This is a genomic window from Paractinoplanes maris, assembly GCF_023544465.1.
GTDB lineage: Bacteria > Actinomycetota > Actinomycetes > Mycobacteriales > Micromonosporaceae > Actinoplanes > Actinoplanes maris.
The window spans coordinates 233,907-251,571 of the sequence record NZ_JALPVL010000002.1; the positions used below are offsets into that span (position 1 = coordinate 233,907).

Sequence of the window (17,665 nt, forward strand, 5' to 3'; positions counted from 1 at the left end):
GGGACGGCACCCCACCTCAGTCGGTGCCCGGTGCGAAGTCGGCGCCACCGGGCGAGCCGGCCAGGTGCAGCAGGCCGGCGATGGACGCGACGACCAGTGTGGTGAGAGCCAGCACGATGCCCGCCCACGCCAACCGGCGCCCCCGGCGGATCCACGCCGAGCCGGTCAGGTAGCCCTGGGAGGCATACGCCTGCCGGGCCGTCTGACGGGCCAGCAACAGGGCCACAGTGGCCGGGATCACACCACCGACGAATGCGCCCAGCAGAAAACCCACCAGGCCGAGCGCGAAGACGGCCCGCGCCTTCGACGAGGGCGCCGGATCCGGATCCATCGGATGGCGGGTGGGCACTGCGGCCGGGAGCGTCACGAGAACCATTCTAGAAAGGCCGAAGGGCGGCCGCGCAGTGCGCGGCCGCCCTCGGCGAATACAGACCCTTAGCGGTACGACCCGAAGTCGAAGTCGTCCAGCGGCACAGCCTGCCCGCTGGCCGGCCCGAAGCCGTAGTCGGTCTCGGGGTACCCGGTCATCGAGTACACCTTGGCCTTGGCCTCCTCGGTCGGCTCGACCCGGATGTTGCGGTACTTGGAGATACCGGTACCGGCCGGGATGAGCTTACCGATGATCACGTTCTCCTTGAGGCCGACGAGCGAGTCGCTGCGCGAGTTGATCGCCGCGTCGGTCAGCACCCGGGTGGTCTCCTGGAAGGAGGCCGCCGAGAGCCAGGAGTCGGTGGCCAGCGAGGCCTTGGTGATACCCATCAGCACGGGACGACCGGCGGCGGGCTCGCCACCCTCGCCCACGATCCGGCGGTTCTCCGACTCGAAGAGCGCCCGGTCGACCAGGACACCGGGGAGGAACTCCGCGGCACCCGAGTCGATGACCGTCACCCGCTTGAGCATCTGGCGGATGATGATCTCGATGTGCTTGTCGTGGATGAGCACACCCTGCGAGCGGTAGACCTCCTGGACCTCACTGGTCAGGTGGACCTGGACCGCCCGCGGACCCATGATCCGCAGAAGCTCGTGCGGGTCGATGGTGCCCTCGGTCAGCTTCTCGCCGACGCCGACGTGGTCGCCGTCGTGGGCCCGGAGCTTGACGCGCTTGGAGATCTTGTCGTAGACGATCTCCTCGCTGCCGTCGTCCGGCACCACGATGATCTTGCGCGAGCGCTCGCCGTCCTCGATGCGGATGCGTCCCGGGGTATCGGCGATGGGCGCCTTGCCCTTGGGCACGCGGGCCTCGAAGATCTCCTGCACACGCGGCAGACCCTGGGTGATGTCCTCACCCGCGACACCACCGGTGTGGAAGGTACGCATCGTCAGCTGCGTACCGGGCTCACCGATGGACTGGGCGGCGATGATGCCGACCGCCTCGCCGATGTCGACCGCCTTGCCGGTCGGCAGCGAACGGCCGTAGCAGGCCGCACACACACCGAGCTTCGACTCACAGGTCAGCACCGAGCGCACCCGGACGTTCTCGACGCCGGCCGCGACCAGCTGGTCGACCAGGATCGAGTTGAGGTCCGAGCCCCGCGCGACGACCAGGTTGCCGTTGGCGTCCTTGATGTCGTCGGCGATCGTACGGGCGTGCACACCGGTCTCGGCGTGAACGTGCACGACCACGGAGCCGTCCGCCTCGCGCTCGCCCACCTGCATCGGAATCGCGCGGTCGGTGCCGCAGTCCTCCTCGCGGATGATGACGTCCTGCGAGACGTCCACCAGACGACGGGTCAGGTAACCCGAGTCGGCGGTACGCAGCGCGGTGTCGGCCAGACCCTTACGGGCACCGTGCGTGGAGATGAAGTACTCCAGCACGGTCAGACCCTCGCGGTACGACGAGGTGATCGGCCGCGGGATGATCTCACCCTTGGGGTTGGCCACCAGACCACGGATCGCGGCGATCTGCCGGAGCTGGAGGAGGTTACCGCGAGCGCCGGAGTTGATCATCACCCAGAGCGGGTTCTCCTGCGGCAGCGCGGTCTCCATCTCCTTGGAGATCTCGTTGGTCGCCTTGGTCCAGATCTCGATGAGCTCGCCGCGACGCTCCTCGGCGGTCATCAGACCACGCTGGTACTGCTTGTCGATGCGGTCGGCCTCGACCTGGTAGCGGGCCAGGATCTCCGGCTTGCGCGGAGGACCGATGACGTCGCCCATGCCGATCGTCACGCCGGACCAGGTGGCCCAGTGGAAGCCGGCCTCCTTGAGCGCGTCCAGGGTCGCCGCAAGGGCCACCTTGGGGAAGCGCTCGGCGAGGTCGTTGACGATCGCCGACAGCTGACCCTTGCGGATCTCGTAGTTCACGAAGCGGTAGCCCGGGGGCAGCGTCTCGTTGAACAGGACCCGGCCGAGCGTGGTCTCGACGAGCAGCGGGTCACCCTCGACCCACTCCTCCGGAGCCGTCCACGCCGCCGACTTCGCGCCGTTGTCGACCCCGATGACCTCGCGGAGACGGATCTTCACCGTCGCCTGGAGGTGCAGCTCGCCGTTGTCGAACGCCATCCGAGCCTCGGCGTCCGAGCTGAAGACCCGGCCCTCACCCTTGGCACCGGCAGTCTGGTGCGTCAGGTAGTAGAGGCCGATGACCATGTCCTGGGTCGGCATGGTGACGGGCTTGCCGTCGGCCGGCTTCAGGATGTTGTTGGACGAGAGCATCAGGATCCGGGCCTCGGCCTGCGCCTCGGCCGACAGCGGCACGTGCACCGCCATCTGGTCACCGTCGAAGTCGGCGTTGAACGCCGTGCAGACGAGCGGGTGGATCTGGATGGCCTTGCCCTCGACCAGCTGCGGCTCGAAGGCCTGGATGCCCAGGCGGTGCAGGGTCGGCGCGCGGTTCAGCAGCACCGGGTGCTCGCTGATGACCTCTTCGAGGACGTCCCACACGACCGGCCGCTGACGCTCGACCATGCGCTTGGCCGACTTGATGTTCTGCGCGTGGTTCAGGTCGACCAGGCGCTTCATCACGAACGGCTTGAACAGCTCCAGCGCCATCTGCTTGGGCAGACCACACTGGTGCAGCTTGAGGCGCGGGCCGACGACGATGACCGAACGGCCGGAGTAGTCGACGCGCTTGCCGAGCAGGTTCTGACGGAACCGGCCCTGCTTGCCCTTGAGCATGTCGGACAGCGACTTGAGCGGGCGGTTACCCGGACCGGTGACCGGCCGGCCACGACGACCGTTGTCGAACAACGCGTCGACGGCCTCCTGGAGCATCCGCTTCTCGTTGTTCACGATGATCTCGGGCGCACCCAGGTCGATCAGTCGCTTGAGGCGGTTGTTCCGGTTGATGACCCGGCGGTACAGGTCGTTCAGGTCGCTGGTGGCGAAGCGGCCACCGTCGAGCTGCACCATCGGGCGCAGGTCCGGCGGGATGACCGGGACGCAGTCGAGCACCATGCCCAGCGGCGAGTTCCGGGTGTTCAGGAACGCGGCGACGACCTTGAGGCGCTTGAGCGCACGGATCTTGCGCTGGCCCTTACCCGTACGAATGATCTCGCGCAGGTTCTCGGCCTCGGCGTCGAGGTCCATGTTCTGCAGCAGCGCCTTGATCGCCTCGGCACCCATGCCACCGGTGAAGTACTCACCGAAGCGGTCCCGCAGCTCGCGGTAGAGCAGCTCGTCGGTGACCAGCTGCTTGGAGTCGAGCTTGCGGAAGGTGTCGAGCACCTCGTCGAGCCGGTCGATCTCGCGCTGCGCCTTGTCCCGGATCTGGCGCATCTCACGCTCGCCGGCCTCCTTGACCTTGCGGCGCACGTCGGCCTTGGCACCCTCGGCCTCGAGCTCCGAGAGGTCCTGCTCCAGCTTGGCAGCGCGCTTCTCGATCTCCGAGTCGCGGCTGTTCTCCGACTGGCGCTTCTCGGCGAAGATCTCGTTCTCGATGGTGGACAGGTCGCGGTGACGCGCTTCGGCGTCCACGCTCGTGATCACGTACGAGGCGAAGTAGATGATCTTCTCGAGGTCCTTGGGCGCGAGGTCGAGCAGGTAGCCCAGCCGGCTCGGCACACCCTTGAAGTACCAGATGTGCGTGACCGACGCGGCCAGCTCGATGTGACCCATGCGCTCACGGCGGACCTTGGACCGGGTCACCTCGACGCCGCAGCGCTCACAGATGATGCCCTTGAACCGGACCCGCTTGTATTTGCCGCAGTAGCACTCCCAGTCCCGCTGAGGACCGAAGATCTTCTCGCAGAAGAGTCCGTCCTTCTCGGGCTTGAGCGTGCGGTAGTTGATCGTCTCGGGCTTCTTGACCTCGCCGTGCGACCACTGCCGGATGTCGTCAGCGGTAGCAAGGCCGATGCGCAACTCGTCGAAGAAGTTGACGTCGAGCACTTGGACTATCCCTCGTGTTTCGTTGCTCGGGTGAATTCAAGGCCGGCGGGGGCGCCCCCGGTGGCAGTTCGTGCCACCGGGGACGCTTCCGTCAGATCTCTTCGACGCTGCTGACGCCCTCGTTCGGGCGGCGTGACAGGTCGATGCCGAGTTCCTCCGCGGCCCGGAAGACCTCGTCGTCCGTCTCGCGCATCTCGAGGGCCACACCGTCGCTGGAAAGCACCTCGACGTTCAGGCACAGCGACTGGAGCTCCTTGAGAAGCACCTTGAAGGACTCCGGGATTCCCGGCTCCGGGATGTTCTCGCCCTTGACGATGGCCTCGTAGACCTTCACGCGGCCCAGGACGTCATCGGACTTGATGGTGAGCAGTTCCTGCAGCGCGTAAGCGGCGCCGTAGGCCTGCATCGCCCAGCACTCCATCTCGCCGAACCGCTGGCCACCGAACTGCGCCTTACCACCCAGCGGCTGCTGCGTGATCATCGAGTACGGGCCGGTCGACCGAGCGTGAATCTTGTCGTCGACCAGGTGGTTCAGCTTGAGGATGTAGACGTACCCGACCGAGATCGGGTCCGGCAGCGGCTCGCCGGAGCGGCCGTCGAACAGCTGCGCCTTGCCGTCACCGTTGACCAGCCGCTTACCGTCGCGGTTGACCAGCGTCGACTCGAGGAGGCCCTTGATCTCCTCCTCCTGCGCACCGTCGAAGACGGGGGTCGCGACGTTCGAGTCCGCGATGGACTCGTGCGCCTCGATCGCGCGCAGCTGGCGCTTCCACTCCTGGTCCTCGCCCTCGACCGACCAGCCGGTCTTGGCGATCCACCCGAGGTGGGTCTCCAGAACCTGGCCGATGTTCATACGCGAGGGCACACCGAGCGGGTTGAGCACGATGTCGACCGGGGTGCCGTCCTCGAGGAACGGCATGTCCTCGACGGGCAGGATCTTGGAGATGACGCCCTTGTTGCCGTGGCGGCCCGCGAGCTTGTCACCGTCCTGGATCTTGCGCTTCTGGGCCACGTAGACCCGGACCAGCTCGTTCACGCCCGGGGGCAGCTCGTCGCCGTCCTCGCGAGAGAACGTGCGGACGCCGATGACCGTGCCGGTCTCGCCGTGCGGCACCTTCAGCGAGGTGTCCCGGACTTCCCGGGCCTTCTCACCGAAGATCGCGCGGAGCAGCCGCTCCTCGGGGGTCAGCTCGGTCTCGCCCTTCGGCGTGACCTTGCCGACCAGGATGTCGCCGGGAACGACCTCGGCGCCGATCCGGATGATGCCGCGCTCGTCGAGGTCAGCGAGCATTTCCTCGCTGACGTTCGGGATGTCGCGGGTGATCTCTTCCGGGCCGAGCTTGGTGTCGCGGGCGTCGACCTCGTGCTCCTCGATGTGGATCGAGGTGAGGACGTCCTGCTGGACGAGGCGCTGCGACAGGATGATCGCGTCCTCGTAGTTGTGACCCTCCCAGCACATGAACGCGACGAGCAGGTTGCGGCCGAGGGCCATCTCCCCCTCGTCGGTGCACGGGCCGTCCGCGACGACCTGGCCGGCCTCGACCCGGTCACCCTCGAACACGACCGGCTTCTGGTTGACGCAGGAGCCGGCGTTGGAGCGGCGGAACTTGTGCAGCAGGTAGGTGCGACGGTGGCCGTCGTCCTGGTGCACCGTCACGTAGTCGGCGCACAGGTCCTCGACCACACCGCCGACCTCGGCGACGACGACGTCACCGGCGTCGACCGCGGCACGGTATTCCATGCCGGTGCCGACCAGCGGCGCCTCCGCCTTGACCAGCGGCACGGCCTGACGCTGCATGTTCGCGCCCATGAGCGCGCGGTTCGCGTCGTCGTGCTCGAGGAACGGGATCATCGCGGTCGCGACCGAGGTCATCTGCCGCGGCGACACGTCCATGTAGTCGACCTCGGTGCCAGGCACGTAGTCGACCTCACCGCCCTTACGGCGGACCAGGACCCGGTCCTCGGCGAAGGTGCCGTCGCCTCGCAGCACGGCGTTCGCCTGGGCCTTGATGTACCGGTCTTCCTCGTCCGCGGTCAGGTAGTGCACCTCGTCGGTGACAACGCCCGCCTCGACCTTGCGGTAAGGCGTCTCGATGAAACCGAACGGGTTGACCCGCGCGAACGTGGAGAGCGCGCCGATCAGGCCGATGTTCGGGCCTTCCGGCGTCTCGATCGGGCACATCCGGCCGTAGTGGGACGGGTGCACGTCACGGACCTCGAAGCCCGCCCGCTCACGCGAAAGGCCACCGGGGCCCAGCGCGGACAGACGACGCCGGTGGGTCAGACCCGCCAGCGGGTTGGTCTGGTCCATGAACTGCGACAGCTGCGACGTGCCGAAGAACTCCTTGATCGCCGCCACCACGGGACGGATGTTGATCAGGGTCTGCGGCGTGATCGCCTCGACGTCCTGGGTCGTCATGCGCTCGCGGACGACGCGCTCCATCCGGGACAGGCCGACGCGGACCTGGTTCTGGATGAGCTCGCCCACGGTGCGCAGACGGCGGTTGCCGAAGTGGTCGATGTCGTCGGCCTCGTAGCCTTCCTCACCGGCGTGCAGCCGGGCGAGGTAGTCCACGGTCTTGACGATGTCTTCCTCGGTCAACGTGCCCCGGACGATCGGGACGTCGATGTCGAGCTTCTTGTTGAACTTGTAACGGCCGACCTTGGCGACGTCGTACCTCTTCGGGTTGAAGAAGAGGTTGTCGAGCAGGGTCTGCGCGTTCTCCCTGGTCGGGGGCTCGCCAGGGCGGAGCTTGCGGTAGATGTCGAGCAGGGCCTCGTCCTGCCCGGCGATGTGGTCTTTCTCGAGCGTGGTCATGAGGAGCTCGGACCAGCCGAACCGCTCACGGATCTGGTCGGCCGACCAGCCGATCGCCTTGAGCAGGACGGTGACGGCCTGCCGGCGCTTGCGGTCGATACGCACACCGACGGTGTCGCGCTTGTCGATGTCGAACTCCAGCCAGGCACCCCGGCTGGGGATGACCTTGACGCTGGACAGGTCGCGGTCGGAGGTCTTGTCCGGCTCCTTGGTGAAGTACACGCCCGGCGACCGGACGAGCTGGCTCACCACGACGCGCTCCGTGCCGTTGATGACGAACGTCCCCTTGGGGGTCATCATCGGGAAGTCACCCATGAACACGGTCTGGCTCTTGATCTCGCCAGTCGTGTTGTTGGTGAACTCCGCGGTCACGAACAGCGGCGCGCAGTAAGTCAGGTCCTTCTCCTTGCACTCCTCGATCGAGGCCTTGACCTCGTCGAATCGGGGAGACGAGAAGGACAGCGACATGGTGCCGGAGAAGTCCTCAATGGGACTGATCTCTTCGAGGATCTCTGCGAGGCCCGAGTGGGCGTGCGGGTCGTCCGTCGACCGGGCCTGCCAAGCCTCGTTCCCGACCAGCCAGTCGAAGGACTCCGTCTGGAGGGCGAGGAGGTTGGGGACCTCAAGTTGCTCGGTGATCCTGCCGAAAGAGACACGGCGGGGTGCGTAAGCGCTCGACGTACGGCTGGTCTTCGCAGGGCGGGAAGCTGCCAAGATGCGTCCTTCCGAGGACCGGTGCTGCTGATGCGGCTGCAGCTGCGGTATGCAACTGTCTGCGTGCACTCTGACGAGCCCCCAGGAAATCATCCAGATGGATGTCCCGGCAGGGCTCAAGACAGAAGGCAGCGCAAACTAGCAGTGTAGCCGCTCGGCTAACCGCTGTCCAGCCCACACCTGAGGGTGCCTGCGGAACGTGTCCCCGGGCCCTCTGACCTGCGCCTCGATGGCCAGGGCCGGCATGCGGGACCGCTCGAAACGCGGCAACTCTCTCTCAGTGCGCCTCCGTGGGCGACCGGTGAAACCGGCTTACCCCCGGGGTGGCTGTCGCAAGCGCGGAAACTTGCTGTTGTCAGCGTGCCTGTCAGCGGACACACAGTCAAGGGCTGCGAGGCGGGTCAGACCCGCGCCGTCCGCTGCTCGGCGCGCCCTAAGGACGATACTCCACAGCTTGCCCGGTTGGACCCGCTTTGTGCGTCGGCAGCCGGACACCCGGTATCAAAGGGCTGACCAGCCACGACATCGAGAAGACACGAATGGCGGGAACCCGGACCCGGGTCCCCGCCATTCGCAAGAGAATGCAGTGGAGCGTTAGATCACTTGAGGGTGACCTTGGCGCCTTCACCCTCGAGCTTGGCCTTGGCGGCCTCGGCCTTCTCCTTGTTGACACCCTCGAGGATCGCCTTGGGGGCGGACTCGACGGCGTCCTTGGCCTCCTTGAGGCCCAGGCCGGTCAGCTCACGCACGACCTTGATGACCTGGATCTTCTTGCCACCGTCACCCTCGAGGACGACGTCGAACGAGTCCTTCTCGGCCTCGGCCTCGACCGGGGCAGCAGCGCCACCGGCGGCCGCGACGGCCACCGGAGCGGCCGCGGTGACCTCGAAGGTGTCCTCGAACTGCTTCACGAACTCCGACAGCTCGATGAGCGTCATTTCCTTGAACGCGTCGAGCAGCTCGTCGGTGCTGAGCTTCGCCATGTCTGGCAACCTTTCCTAGCTTCTGATGAAAAAGTCTTGCTGGTGCGCGGTGGCTCAGGCCTCCGCGGGACCGTCCTTCTCGCGCTTCTCCTGAAGAGCGGCCGCGAGGCGCGCCACCTGCGACAGCGGGGCCTGGAAGAGGCCGGCTGCCTTGGTCAGGTTGCCCTTCATGGCGCCGGCCAGCTTGGCCAGCAGAACCTCACGCGACTCGAGGTCAGCGATCTTGTTGACGTCATCCGCCGAGATCGCCTTGCCCTCGAACACACCGCCCTTGATCTGCAGGGCGGGGTTGGCCTTGGCGAAAGCCCGCAGGCTCTTGGCCGCCTCGACCGGGTCGCCGCTGACGAAGGCGAGCGCGGTAGGACCGGTGAACAGCGCGTCGAGACCCTCGATGCCAGCTTCGGTCGCCGCGCGCTTCGCCAGGGTGTTCTTCGACACCGCGTACTTGGTGTCGCCGCCCAGCGAGCGGCGCAGGTCGGTGAGCTGCTTGACCGTGAGACCGCGGTACTCGGTCAGCACGGTGGCCGCCGAGTTACGGAAGTCGTCCGTCAGCGCGGCGACGGCAGTGGCCTTGTCGGCCCGGACCGGCTTGTCCGCCATGTCCCTCCTCTCTCAGTGCTCGAACCACTGGTCGAACTCGAAGGAGGAGCAAATGAGAAACGCCCCGGCGCAGGGCGCACGGGGCGGAGCAGGTAATCCAGCGCGACTCAGTCGCGGGGCCCGATCACGAACCGTCCTCCCCTGCGCGGGCCGCCCGAACTTGCGGGGCCTTCGACCGCGGCGACCGTCTCACGACGGCCACTGCGGCAACCAGCGGTCTGTGGGTGGAACTTCGATTCGCAACTGTACGCGACCTGCTGGCGACCGCCAAATCAGGTGCGCGTGCGGCGCAGGCGGGCGTAAGCACCCAGAGCGACGCCGCCCCAGAGGACGGCCCAGACGACGAGGAGGGCCAGGGTGGCGGCGGGCGGAGTTCCGACGTCGTTGAGGGCGCGGGCCGTGGCCATGACCGGTGGGACGAGCCACGGAGCGATGGAGCCCTCCAGGCCGAGCACGACCACCAGGACGGCCGAGGTGACCAGGACAGCGATGCCGTTGCGGACGCCACCGGTGACGGCCCGGCTCGCCAGGGCGCCCAGTGCCACCGCGGGCGGGACCGCCAGCAGATGGGCCAGCACGCCCAGCAGTGTGCCGCTGACCACCGCCCGGCCGGTGTCGATGCCGTTGAAGAGCCAGGGCGCGCCCATCGCCAAGGCACAGACCAGCAGTGCGAGCAGGCCGGCGGCCAGCAGACCGGCCACGGCCTCGCGCCGGCCGCCCACGGCGACCCCGGCCAGCCGGCGCTGCGTGTCGGGCTCGGTGTCGAGCAGCAGCTTCGACTGCCAGGCCAGCACCGGGAAGAGCGCGGCGGCCGAGTATCCGTACGCGACGGCCGCCGGCGACGGTCCCCCGCCATAGATGATCCCGAGCACCACCAGCACTGCGATGGCCGGCGCGAGAATCCGCCCACCTCGCAGGAACCCGGCCAGTCGCATCCGAACCAGAGAAGTCATCCCCCGCAGGCGCTCGGGCTGTGCCACTCTCATGAGCTGCCGCCGGCCTCTCGGCCCGAGGAAGCACCTGGGGTGATAGTCAGCCCAGGCCCGGGGCGGGCTTGATGCGGTTGTGCCGCGGCGACGTCCCGTACCTCCAAGATCTGATGCCCTTCGGCTTGGAGCCCGGCCACCACCCGGGGTGACTCGGCCCGCCGGACCTTGACCTCGATGATCACCTCGTCGGGCAGAGCGGGCACGGGCGCCGACGCCTCCGACACGAGCGCGTCGGCCACCTGCCAATAGATGGCGTCGGCCAACCCGCCCACTTCGCCGCGATGGTCGCTGACCAGGACCATGCCGCCGCCGGCGGTCACCTCGGCGACGATCTCGGGGATCAGCGTGCGGGCGATCGAATCCAGACCCTCCCAGGGCTCGTCGAGGATGAGCAGGCCGGGCCGGGCGATCAAGGCCTGGGCCAGGCCGACCTTTTGCGCGGTGCCCTTGGAGAGATCGGACAGCCGTGTGCCGGTGTGCTCGGTGAGCAGCAGCCGCTCGATCCACGCGTCGGCCTCGGACGCGTCCCGGCCCCGGAGCGACGCCATGCGGTGGAGATAGTCACCGGCCGTGAAGGGCTGGTCGGCGGGAAAGCGCTCGGGAACCCAGCCGACGATCGCCGGCCGGTCGAGTACGGCGCCGCGGGAGGGCCGCAGGACGCCGGCGGCCAATTGCAGCAGGGTGGACTTGCCGGCGCCGTTGCGACCCAGCACGACGACCGTCTGACCGGCTTCGATGCCGCGGGTCACCTCGCGCAGGGTCCAAGCGGCTCGGCGGCCGTAGCGGAAGAACACCCCGTCGAAACGCACGACGGGAAGCCTCCCACAGAAACGGCCCCCGGGGATGTCCCCGGGGGCCGTTCAGCGAACTCGAAATACTCAGGCGTCGGAGCCGGTGAGGCCCTTGACCACGTTGGGGTCGATCGGCACGCCGGGGCCCATGGTGGTGGTGACGACGACCTTGCGGAGGTACTTGCCCTTGGCCGCGGACGGCTTGGTCCGGAGCACCTCGTCGAGCACCGCCGCGTAGTTGTCCACCAGCTGCTGCTCGCTGAACGAGGCCTTGCCGATGATCAGGTGCAGGTTCGAGTGCTTGTCGACGCGGAAGGTGATCTTTCCGCCCTTGATCTCGTTGATCGCCTTGGTGACGTCCATGGTCACCGTGCCGGTCTTCGGGTTGGGCATGAGACCACGCGGGCCGAGGATGCGGGCGATACGACCGATCTTGGCCATCTGGTCGGGGGTGGCGATCGCCGCGTCGAAGTCGAGCCAGCCACCCTGGATGCGGGCGACGAGCTCGTCGGTGCCGACCTCGTCGGCGCCGGCCGCGACGGCCTCCTCGGCCTTGGCACCCTGCGCGAAGACGATCACCCGGGCGGTCTTGCCGGTGCCGTGCGGCAGGTTGACCGTGCCGCGGACCATCTGGTCGGCCTTACGCGGGTCGACACCGAGGCGCATCGCGACCTCGACGGTCGCGTCGAACTTGGTGGGGCTGGCGTCCTTGGCGAGCTTGATCGCCTCGGCCGGCTCGTAGAGCTTGTTCTGGTCGATCTGCTCGGCGCCCTTGCGGTAGCCCTTGCTGCGCTGCATGTTCACTAACTCCTGTGGTAGATGGCGGGCCCCTTTTACCGAGGCCCTCCCACTGACGTGCTTGTCAGATCTTGGTGACCTGGTTGAAGTTGAGCTCCACCGGCGTCTCACGGCCGAAGATGGAGACCAGAACCTTCAACTTCTGCTGGTCGGCATTAATTTCACTGATCGAGGCCGGAAGCGAGGCGAACGCGCCGTCGGTGACCGTGACCGAGTCGCCGACCTCGAAGTCGAGCACCTTGATCTCGGGCTTCGCCTTCTTCTCCTCCTGCTCGACGGCGGGAGCGAGCCACTTCAGCACCTCGTCGAGCGAGAGCGGAGCGGGACGGTCGACCCGGTCGGTCGCGCCGACGAAGCCGGTCACGCCCGGGGTGTTGCGGACACACGAATACGACTCGGGCGACAGATCCATCCGGACCAGGATGTAGCCGGGGAAGACCTTGTTGTTGACCTGGAGCCGCTTGCCGTTCTTGACCTCGACCTCTTCGCGGGTCGGCACCTCGACCTGGAAGATGAAATCCTCCATGTCGAGGCTGGTGATGCGGGTCTCGAGGTTGGTCTTGACCTTGTTCTCGTAGCCGGCGTAGGAGTGCACCACATACCAGTCGCCCGGGGCGTAGCGCAGCTTCTGCCGCAGCTCCTGCACCGGGTCGAAGTCCTCGTCGTCCTCCGCCGGGGCGGCGGGGGCGATCTCGGACGCGTCGTCGGACTCGGCGGTGTCCTCGGGGGCGGCAGCGGCCTCGAGCTCGGGCTCGTCGGCCGTCTCGGACTCAGCGGCCTCGACCGACTCGTCGGTTTCCGCCGTGGCCACCGACGACTGCTCGTCGCTCGCCTGCGCGGTCTCGTCGTCGTACTCAGGCACGCTTGCTCACTTCCAGATCAGTCTTTTTCGAAGACGGTGTCAGCCGCCGAACGCCCAGAGGATGGCCTTGCCCAGACCGAGGTCCAGGAATCCCACGATCGTGGTCACGACCGCCACGAAGATGATCACGATCGTCGTGTAGGTCAGCAGTTCCTTGCGGGTCGGCCAGATGACCTTACGCAGCTCGCTGACGACCTCACGGAAGAAGCCACCGATGCGACCGAAGAAGCCGGTCCGGCGGACCTCCTTCTTGGGCCGGGCCGAACGCTCGGCCACTGCGGTGCCACCTCGGCCGACCGGCTCGGCGTCGTCGTCGGTCGCGTCGTCGTCGACGACCTCATCGTCGAACACCTCGTCGTCGGCCGGGTCGCCGGCGTCACCGGGTCGGTTCCTCTCGGCCATGGCGCCCCTACTTCCGTCGTCGGTGGTGATGGGGTCCCCTGTCGGCGCTCGAACCGTGCGCGGGGATGGTGACCGCGCACCGAGCGGGCACGTCTAGGAGGATTGCGCAGGGGTGACAGGACTTGAACCTGCAGCCTGCGGTTTTGGAGACCGCTGCTCTGCCAATTGAGCTACACCCCTGTGCGAGGCCTTGTCACCTCCGCGTCAACCTGCCGATGGCAGCCTGTCGCGAAGGGGTCATTGCCCCACGGCGCACCAGTGTACGGGTTCACACCGGCTCTGCCCAACCCGGGCTCGCCCTAGCGCTTGCGAACCGTGGCCTGGGCCAGCGAGAGCACCTTTTCGCCCTGGCAGGTGGCGGTCAGCACGAGGCGGGTCAGTCCGTCGGCCGTGGTCTCCTTGACCGTGCCGGTGACGACCACCTCAGTGCCCTCGTCGGTGTCGGGCACCGGCACGGGGCGGGAGAACCGCACGCTGAATTCCACGACCGCGTCAGGGGCGCCGGCCCAGGCAGTGACGGCGCGGCCGACCAGAGCCATGGTGAACATGCCGTGCGCGATGACGCCGGGCAGGCCCACGCTCGTGGCGACGCGGTCACTCCAGTGGATCTGGTTGAAGTCGCCTGAGGCGCCCGCGTAGCGGACCAGGTCGGCCCGGGTCACCCGAAAGGTCTGCGGCTCGAGGATGTCGCTCACGTCAGTGCTCCCCTCGCTGCACGAGCTTGGACCAGACGGTCACGACCGGCTCGCCCTCGGCGGTGGTGACCTCGGTGCGGGTGGTCAAGAAGTCGTGGCCGCCGCGTGAGGTGATCTCGTCGACCGAGTTGACGCAGACCAGGGCGTCACCCGCCACGACCGGGCGGGTGTAGGCGAATCGCTGGTCACCGTGCACGACGCGGCTGTAGTCGAGGCCGAGCGCCGGGTCCTCGACGATCTGCCGGCTGGCCGACATCGTGATCACCACGGGGAAGGTCGGCGGGGCCACCACGTCGGCGTAGCCGAGAGCCCGGGCCGCTTCGGGATCGTGATATTCGACGTCGGCGGCGCCGATCGCGCGGGCGAACTCGCGGATCTTTTCGCGGCCGACCAGGTAGGGCTCGGTGGCCGGCCAGCTGCGGCCGACAAAGGACTGGTCGAGGGGCATGCCGACCAACCTACTGGGTCCGGAGACGACTCTGCGCCGCCCGGTCGTGACCGGACGGCGCAGAGGAAAAGCTTGGGGAGATCGTCAGCGGGTCTCGCGGTGGATCGTGTGACGGCCGTCGCGCGGGCAGAACTTCTTCAGCTCGATGCGGTCGGGGTCGTTACGACGGTTCTTCCGCGTGATGTAGTTCCGCTCCTTGCACTCCGTACAAGCCAGGGTGATCTTCGGACGGACGTCGGTCGCCTTGGCCACGACGGGTTGCCTTCCTGCTAACGGGACTTCTTAACGACGCTCCAGATTACGCCCTGGAAGCGCCGACATGCAAAGTGGGACCCCGAGGGATCCCTTACAAGTAGCGGTGGCCGGACTTGAACCGGCGACACAGCGATTATGAGCCGCTTGCTCTGCCATCTGAGCTACACCGCCAGAGCCAGGCTCAAGTCCAGCGCCTGAGGCGGGAACGAACCCGGTAGAGCCCCCTTACGGAATCGAACCGTAGACCTTCTCCTTACCATGGAGACGCTCTGCCGACTGAGCTAAGGGGGCTTGCGCGCATGCTCTCGCTTGCTGCGCAGGGGAAAGCTTACACGGCCACCCACGGCAGGTGAAATCGACTCCCCGAAAGCGGTGAGATCGCAGGTCAGACGGCGTTTCAGATGACCGCGCGGAGGCGTCGGACCTCGCCCGCCGGAGTCGTGGCCGGCTCGGTCTGCGCGTTGAACCAGGCCTCCAGGCGCTCGTAGGGCAGCGGGCGGCTGAACAGGTAGCCCTGGCCGATCTCGCAGCCCATCTCTTCCAGCAGCTCGAGAGTCAGCTCGCTCTCGACCCCCTCGGCGACCACGGTGAGACCGAACTCACGGGCCAGGCTGATCACCGCGCGGACGATCGCCAGGTCACCGGTGTCGGTCGCCATGCCCTGCACAAAGCTGTCATCGATCTTGACCTCGTGCACCGGCCATTGACGCAGATACGACAGGGAGGACGCGCCGGTGCCGAAGTCGTCGACGCTGAGCCGGACCCCGAGGTCGCGCAGGCGGTAGAGCGTCGGCAGCACGCGCTCGATGTCGCCCAGCATTCCGGGCTCGGAGATCTCGAAGGTGACCTGGGCCGCGGACACGCCGTAACGCTCGAGCAGCGTGGCGACCTGGTCGGGGAAGCGGGAGTCGAGCAGGGTGCGCACCGACAGGTTTACCGCGATCGAGAGCGGGCGGTCCCGGTCGGCCCACTCACGGCAGCGGCGCAGGCCCTCGGTGAGCACCACCTCGGTCAGGCGGGACAGCTGGCCGGTGTGCTCGGCGACGGCGATGAAGTCCTCGGGGAGGACCTCGCCCTGGGCCGGGTGCTGCCAGCGGGCCAGGCACTCGACGCCGACCAGGTGGCGGTCGGTCAGCGTGACCTTGGGCTGGAAGTAGACGTCGAGGGCGCCGTTGTCGAGGGCGGTGCGCAGGTCGGCGGCGATGCCCAGGCGGCGGACGGCGCGGGACTCGAGCGCGGGGTGGAAGAGCTGCACACCGTACGGAAGGACCTTGGCCGCGTTGCCCGCGAGCTCGGCCCGCTGCATGAGCGTCTCGGGGTCGCCGCCGTGGTCGGGATAGACCGACACGCCGACGGCGGTGTCGACGTCGAGGGTGAGCGTGCCGACCGTCATCGGACCGCGTAGCTGCTCGCGCATCTCAGTGGCCAGCTGGACGGTGGCGTCGGTGCTCTCGGCCCGCAGCGTGACCACGAACTCGTCGCCGCCGATGCGGCCGACCAGGGCACCCGGGCCGGCGATGGCCCGGAGCCGCTCGGCCACCTCGGCCAGCAGCTTGTCGCCGGCCGCGTGGCCCATCGACTCGTTGACGTCGCGCTGGCCGTCGACGTCGAACAGCAGCACCGCGACGACCTCGTCCTCGGCCCGCACCTTGACCGACTCGGCCAGGGCGTCGGTGATCCGCCGCCGGTTGGGCAGGCCGGTCAGGCGGTCGTGGTAGGCGTCGTAGCGCAGCCGGTCGACCAGGCGGGCGTTCTCGACCGCGACGGCGACGTGCGCGGCGATCGTGTCGAGCACCTGCACGTCGGCCGGCCGGAAGGTGCGGGAGTCACCCAGCCGGTTGACCACCTCGAGCGTGCCGATCGGGGTGTGGCCCGAGCGCAGCGGCACGACGATGACATCCTTGATCTTGGTGTCACGGAGCGACTCGCGGAGCGACTCGGACTCGGGGAAGTGGGAGCCGACCGCCACCGTCTGCCCGCCCGAAATCGCACTCTCGCGCACCGCGGCCGGGGTCGGGGAGAGGTCGAGCAGTCCTTTGTTCTCGACCCGGGCGGTCAGCAGCACCTCGGGGTGCCGGCCCTGGGGCGAGAGCCACAAAGTCGCGTACTCGGAGCGCATCAGCGCCTGCACCCGGCCCAGCATGACGTCGGGCAGGCCGGAGTTGGTGCCCTCGTCCCGCACGGCCTTGGTGAGCTCGTAGACGTCGGCCAGCGTGCGATGCTGCCGGAAGAACTCGGCGTACGAGCGGAGCATGAGGATCAGCGCGATGACCAGGCCGGCCAGCAGAAGCGCCGACCACCGGGTGGCGGCCAGCGCGACCAGGAAGATCAGGCCGATCACGGTGTTGACCCCGGCCATCAGCCAGACCGGCAGAGAGCCGCGGATAACCTCCTGACCGGCCTTGCCACCCTGCACGACGGCCATCACGGCGGCCATGCTGAGCACCTCGACCAGCACGCTGGTGGCGACCGCGGCGAACAGGATCGCCCAGGTGCCCGGGCCCGCGCCGCGAATGTCGGGCAGCGCCACGATCACCAGCGCGGCGGCCGCGGCCCCGGCGGCCGATTTCGCGACGTTGAACCACAGTTTGATCGGCATCGCGGCCCGGCGGCTCAGCTGCACCGCCATGACCGCCAGCGTCATCACCAGGACGACGAGAACCGGCGAGAGGTAATAGAGCGCGAGGAGGAACGGGACCTCAGTGATGTAGACGCTGAAGGTGCTGCGCCGGATCACGACGTTGAACACGCCGATGTACGCGCCGATGATGCCGGTCAGCGCGACCAGGCCGCCGAGCCATGAGCCATACCACTTCGGGTCGTTGATCCAGAAGACGATGGCGCAGATGAGCGCGAAGAGAGCCAGCGGGTTGGTGATCAACCAGGCATACTGCGCGGAACGCCGCGCTGCCCGCGGTTGCCCACCCATCGCGCTCCCTCGTCAATCGGAATGATCCACCGACGCCCCGCGACTGCGCAGTGGG

At 67.8% G+C, this 17,665-nt stretch carries 14 protein-coding genes and 3 tRNA genes; all 17 read right to left on the minus strand.

What is annotated here, in order from left to right; all coding sequences use genetic code 11:
• Positions 1-16 precede the first annotated feature (16 nt).
• The 17 genes from NAG42_RS06015 to NAG42_RS06095 all read right to left on the minus strand — a co-directional run bounded on the left by NAG42_RS06015 (position 17) and on the right by NAG42_RS06095 (position 17,610).
• Positions 17-376, minus strand: coding sequence for a hypothetical protein (locus NAG42_RS06015; protein WP_250028649.1), 360 nt, complete (start codon positions 374-376; stop codon positions 17-19).
• 59 nt (positions 377-435) lie between these two features.
• Positions 436-4,326: a DNA-directed RNA polymerase subunit beta' gene (locus tag NAG42_RS06020; RefSeq protein WP_250028651.1), complete on the minus strand. Its 3,891-nt coding sequence runs from the start codon at positions 4,324-4,326 to the stop codon at positions 436-438.
• A gap of 91 nt (positions 4,327-4,417) precedes the next feature.
• Positions 4,418-7,858, minus strand: coding sequence for a DNA-directed RNA polymerase subunit beta (rpoB, locus tag NAG42_RS06025; protein WP_250028653.1), 3,441 nt, complete (start codon positions 7,856-7,858; stop codon positions 4,418-4,420).
• Between the two features lie 599 nt (positions 7,859-8,457).
• Entirely contained in the window at positions 8,458-8,841 is a 384-nt protein-coding gene (gene rplL / locus NAG42_RS06030; protein WP_250028655.1) for a 50S ribosomal protein L7/L12, read from the minus strand.
• A 54-nt stretch (positions 8,842-8,895) separates the two neighbouring features.
• Entirely contained in the window at positions 8,896-9,441 is a 546-nt protein-coding gene (rplJ, locus tag NAG42_RS06035) for a 50S ribosomal protein L10 (protein ID WP_250028657.1), read from the minus strand.
• A 272-nt stretch (positions 9,442-9,713) separates the two neighbouring features.
• Positions 9,714-10,394 carry a hypothetical protein gene (locus NAG42_RS06040; protein ID WP_250028659.1) on the minus strand — a complete coding sequence of 227 codons (681 nt, stop codon included), beginning with the start codon at positions 10,392-10,394 and terminating at the stop codon, positions 9,714-9,716.
• Positions 10,395-10,423: 29 nt separating this feature from the next.
• Positions 10,424-11,239 (minus strand): ATP-binding cassette domain-containing protein, encoded by an 816-nt coding sequence (locus NAG42_RS06045; protein ID WP_250028661.1) that lies wholly within the window; start codon positions 11,237-11,239, stop codon positions 10,424-10,426.
• A gap of 69 nt (positions 11,240-11,308) precedes the next feature.
• Entirely contained in the window at positions 11,309-12,019 is a 711-nt protein-coding gene (gene rplA, locus NAG42_RS06050; RefSeq protein ID WP_250028663.1) for a 50S ribosomal protein L1, read from the minus strand.
• Between the two features lie 64 nt (positions 12,020-12,083).
• Positions 12,084-12,881, minus strand: coding sequence for a transcription termination/antitermination protein NusG (gene nusG / locus NAG42_RS06055; RefSeq protein WP_250028664.1), 798 nt, complete (start codon positions 12,879-12,881; stop codon positions 12,084-12,086).
• Between the two features lie 39 nt (positions 12,882-12,920).
• Positions 12,921-13,283 carry a preprotein translocase subunit SecE gene (gene secE, locus NAG42_RS06060; protein WP_250028665.1) on the minus strand — a complete coding sequence of 121 codons (363 nt, stop codon included), beginning with the start codon at positions 13,281-13,283 and terminating at the stop codon, positions 12,921-12,923.
• A gap of 107 nt (positions 13,284-13,390) precedes the next feature.
• A tRNA-Trp gene (locus NAG42_RS06065) sits at positions 13,391-13,463 on the minus strand.
• A gap of 119 nt (positions 13,464-13,582) precedes the next feature.
• Positions 13,583-13,978 carry a MaoC/PaaZ C-terminal domain-containing protein gene (locus NAG42_RS06070; protein ID WP_250028667.1) on the minus strand — a complete coding sequence of 132 codons (396 nt, stop codon included), beginning with the start codon at positions 13,976-13,978 and terminating at the stop codon, positions 13,583-13,585.
• Between the two features lies 1 nt (position 13,979).
• Positions 13,980-14,426 (minus strand): MaoC family dehydratase N-terminal domain-containing protein, encoded by a 447-nt coding sequence (locus NAG42_RS06075; RefSeq protein ID WP_250028668.1) that lies wholly within the window; start codon positions 14,424-14,426, stop codon positions 13,980-13,982.
• A gap of 84 nt (positions 14,427-14,510) precedes the next feature.
• Entirely contained in the window at positions 14,511-14,678 is a 168-nt protein-coding gene (gene rpmG, locus NAG42_RS06080; protein WP_250028669.1) for a 50S ribosomal protein L33, read from the minus strand.
• Positions 14,679-14,779: 101 nt separating this feature from the next.
• A tRNA-Met gene (locus tag NAG42_RS06085) sits at positions 14,780-14,852 on the minus strand.
• 47 nt (positions 14,853-14,899) lie between these two features.
• Positions 14,900-14,972 (minus strand) — tRNA-Thr (locus NAG42_RS06090).
• Positions 14,973-15,078: 106 nt separating this feature from the next.
• Complete coding sequence (locus NAG42_RS06095) at positions 15,079-17,610, minus strand: putative bifunctional diguanylate cyclase/phosphodiesterase (protein ID WP_250028670.1); 2,532 nt, start codon at positions 17,608-17,610, stop codon at positions 15,079-15,081.
• Positions 17,611-17,665 lie beyond the last annotated feature (55 nt).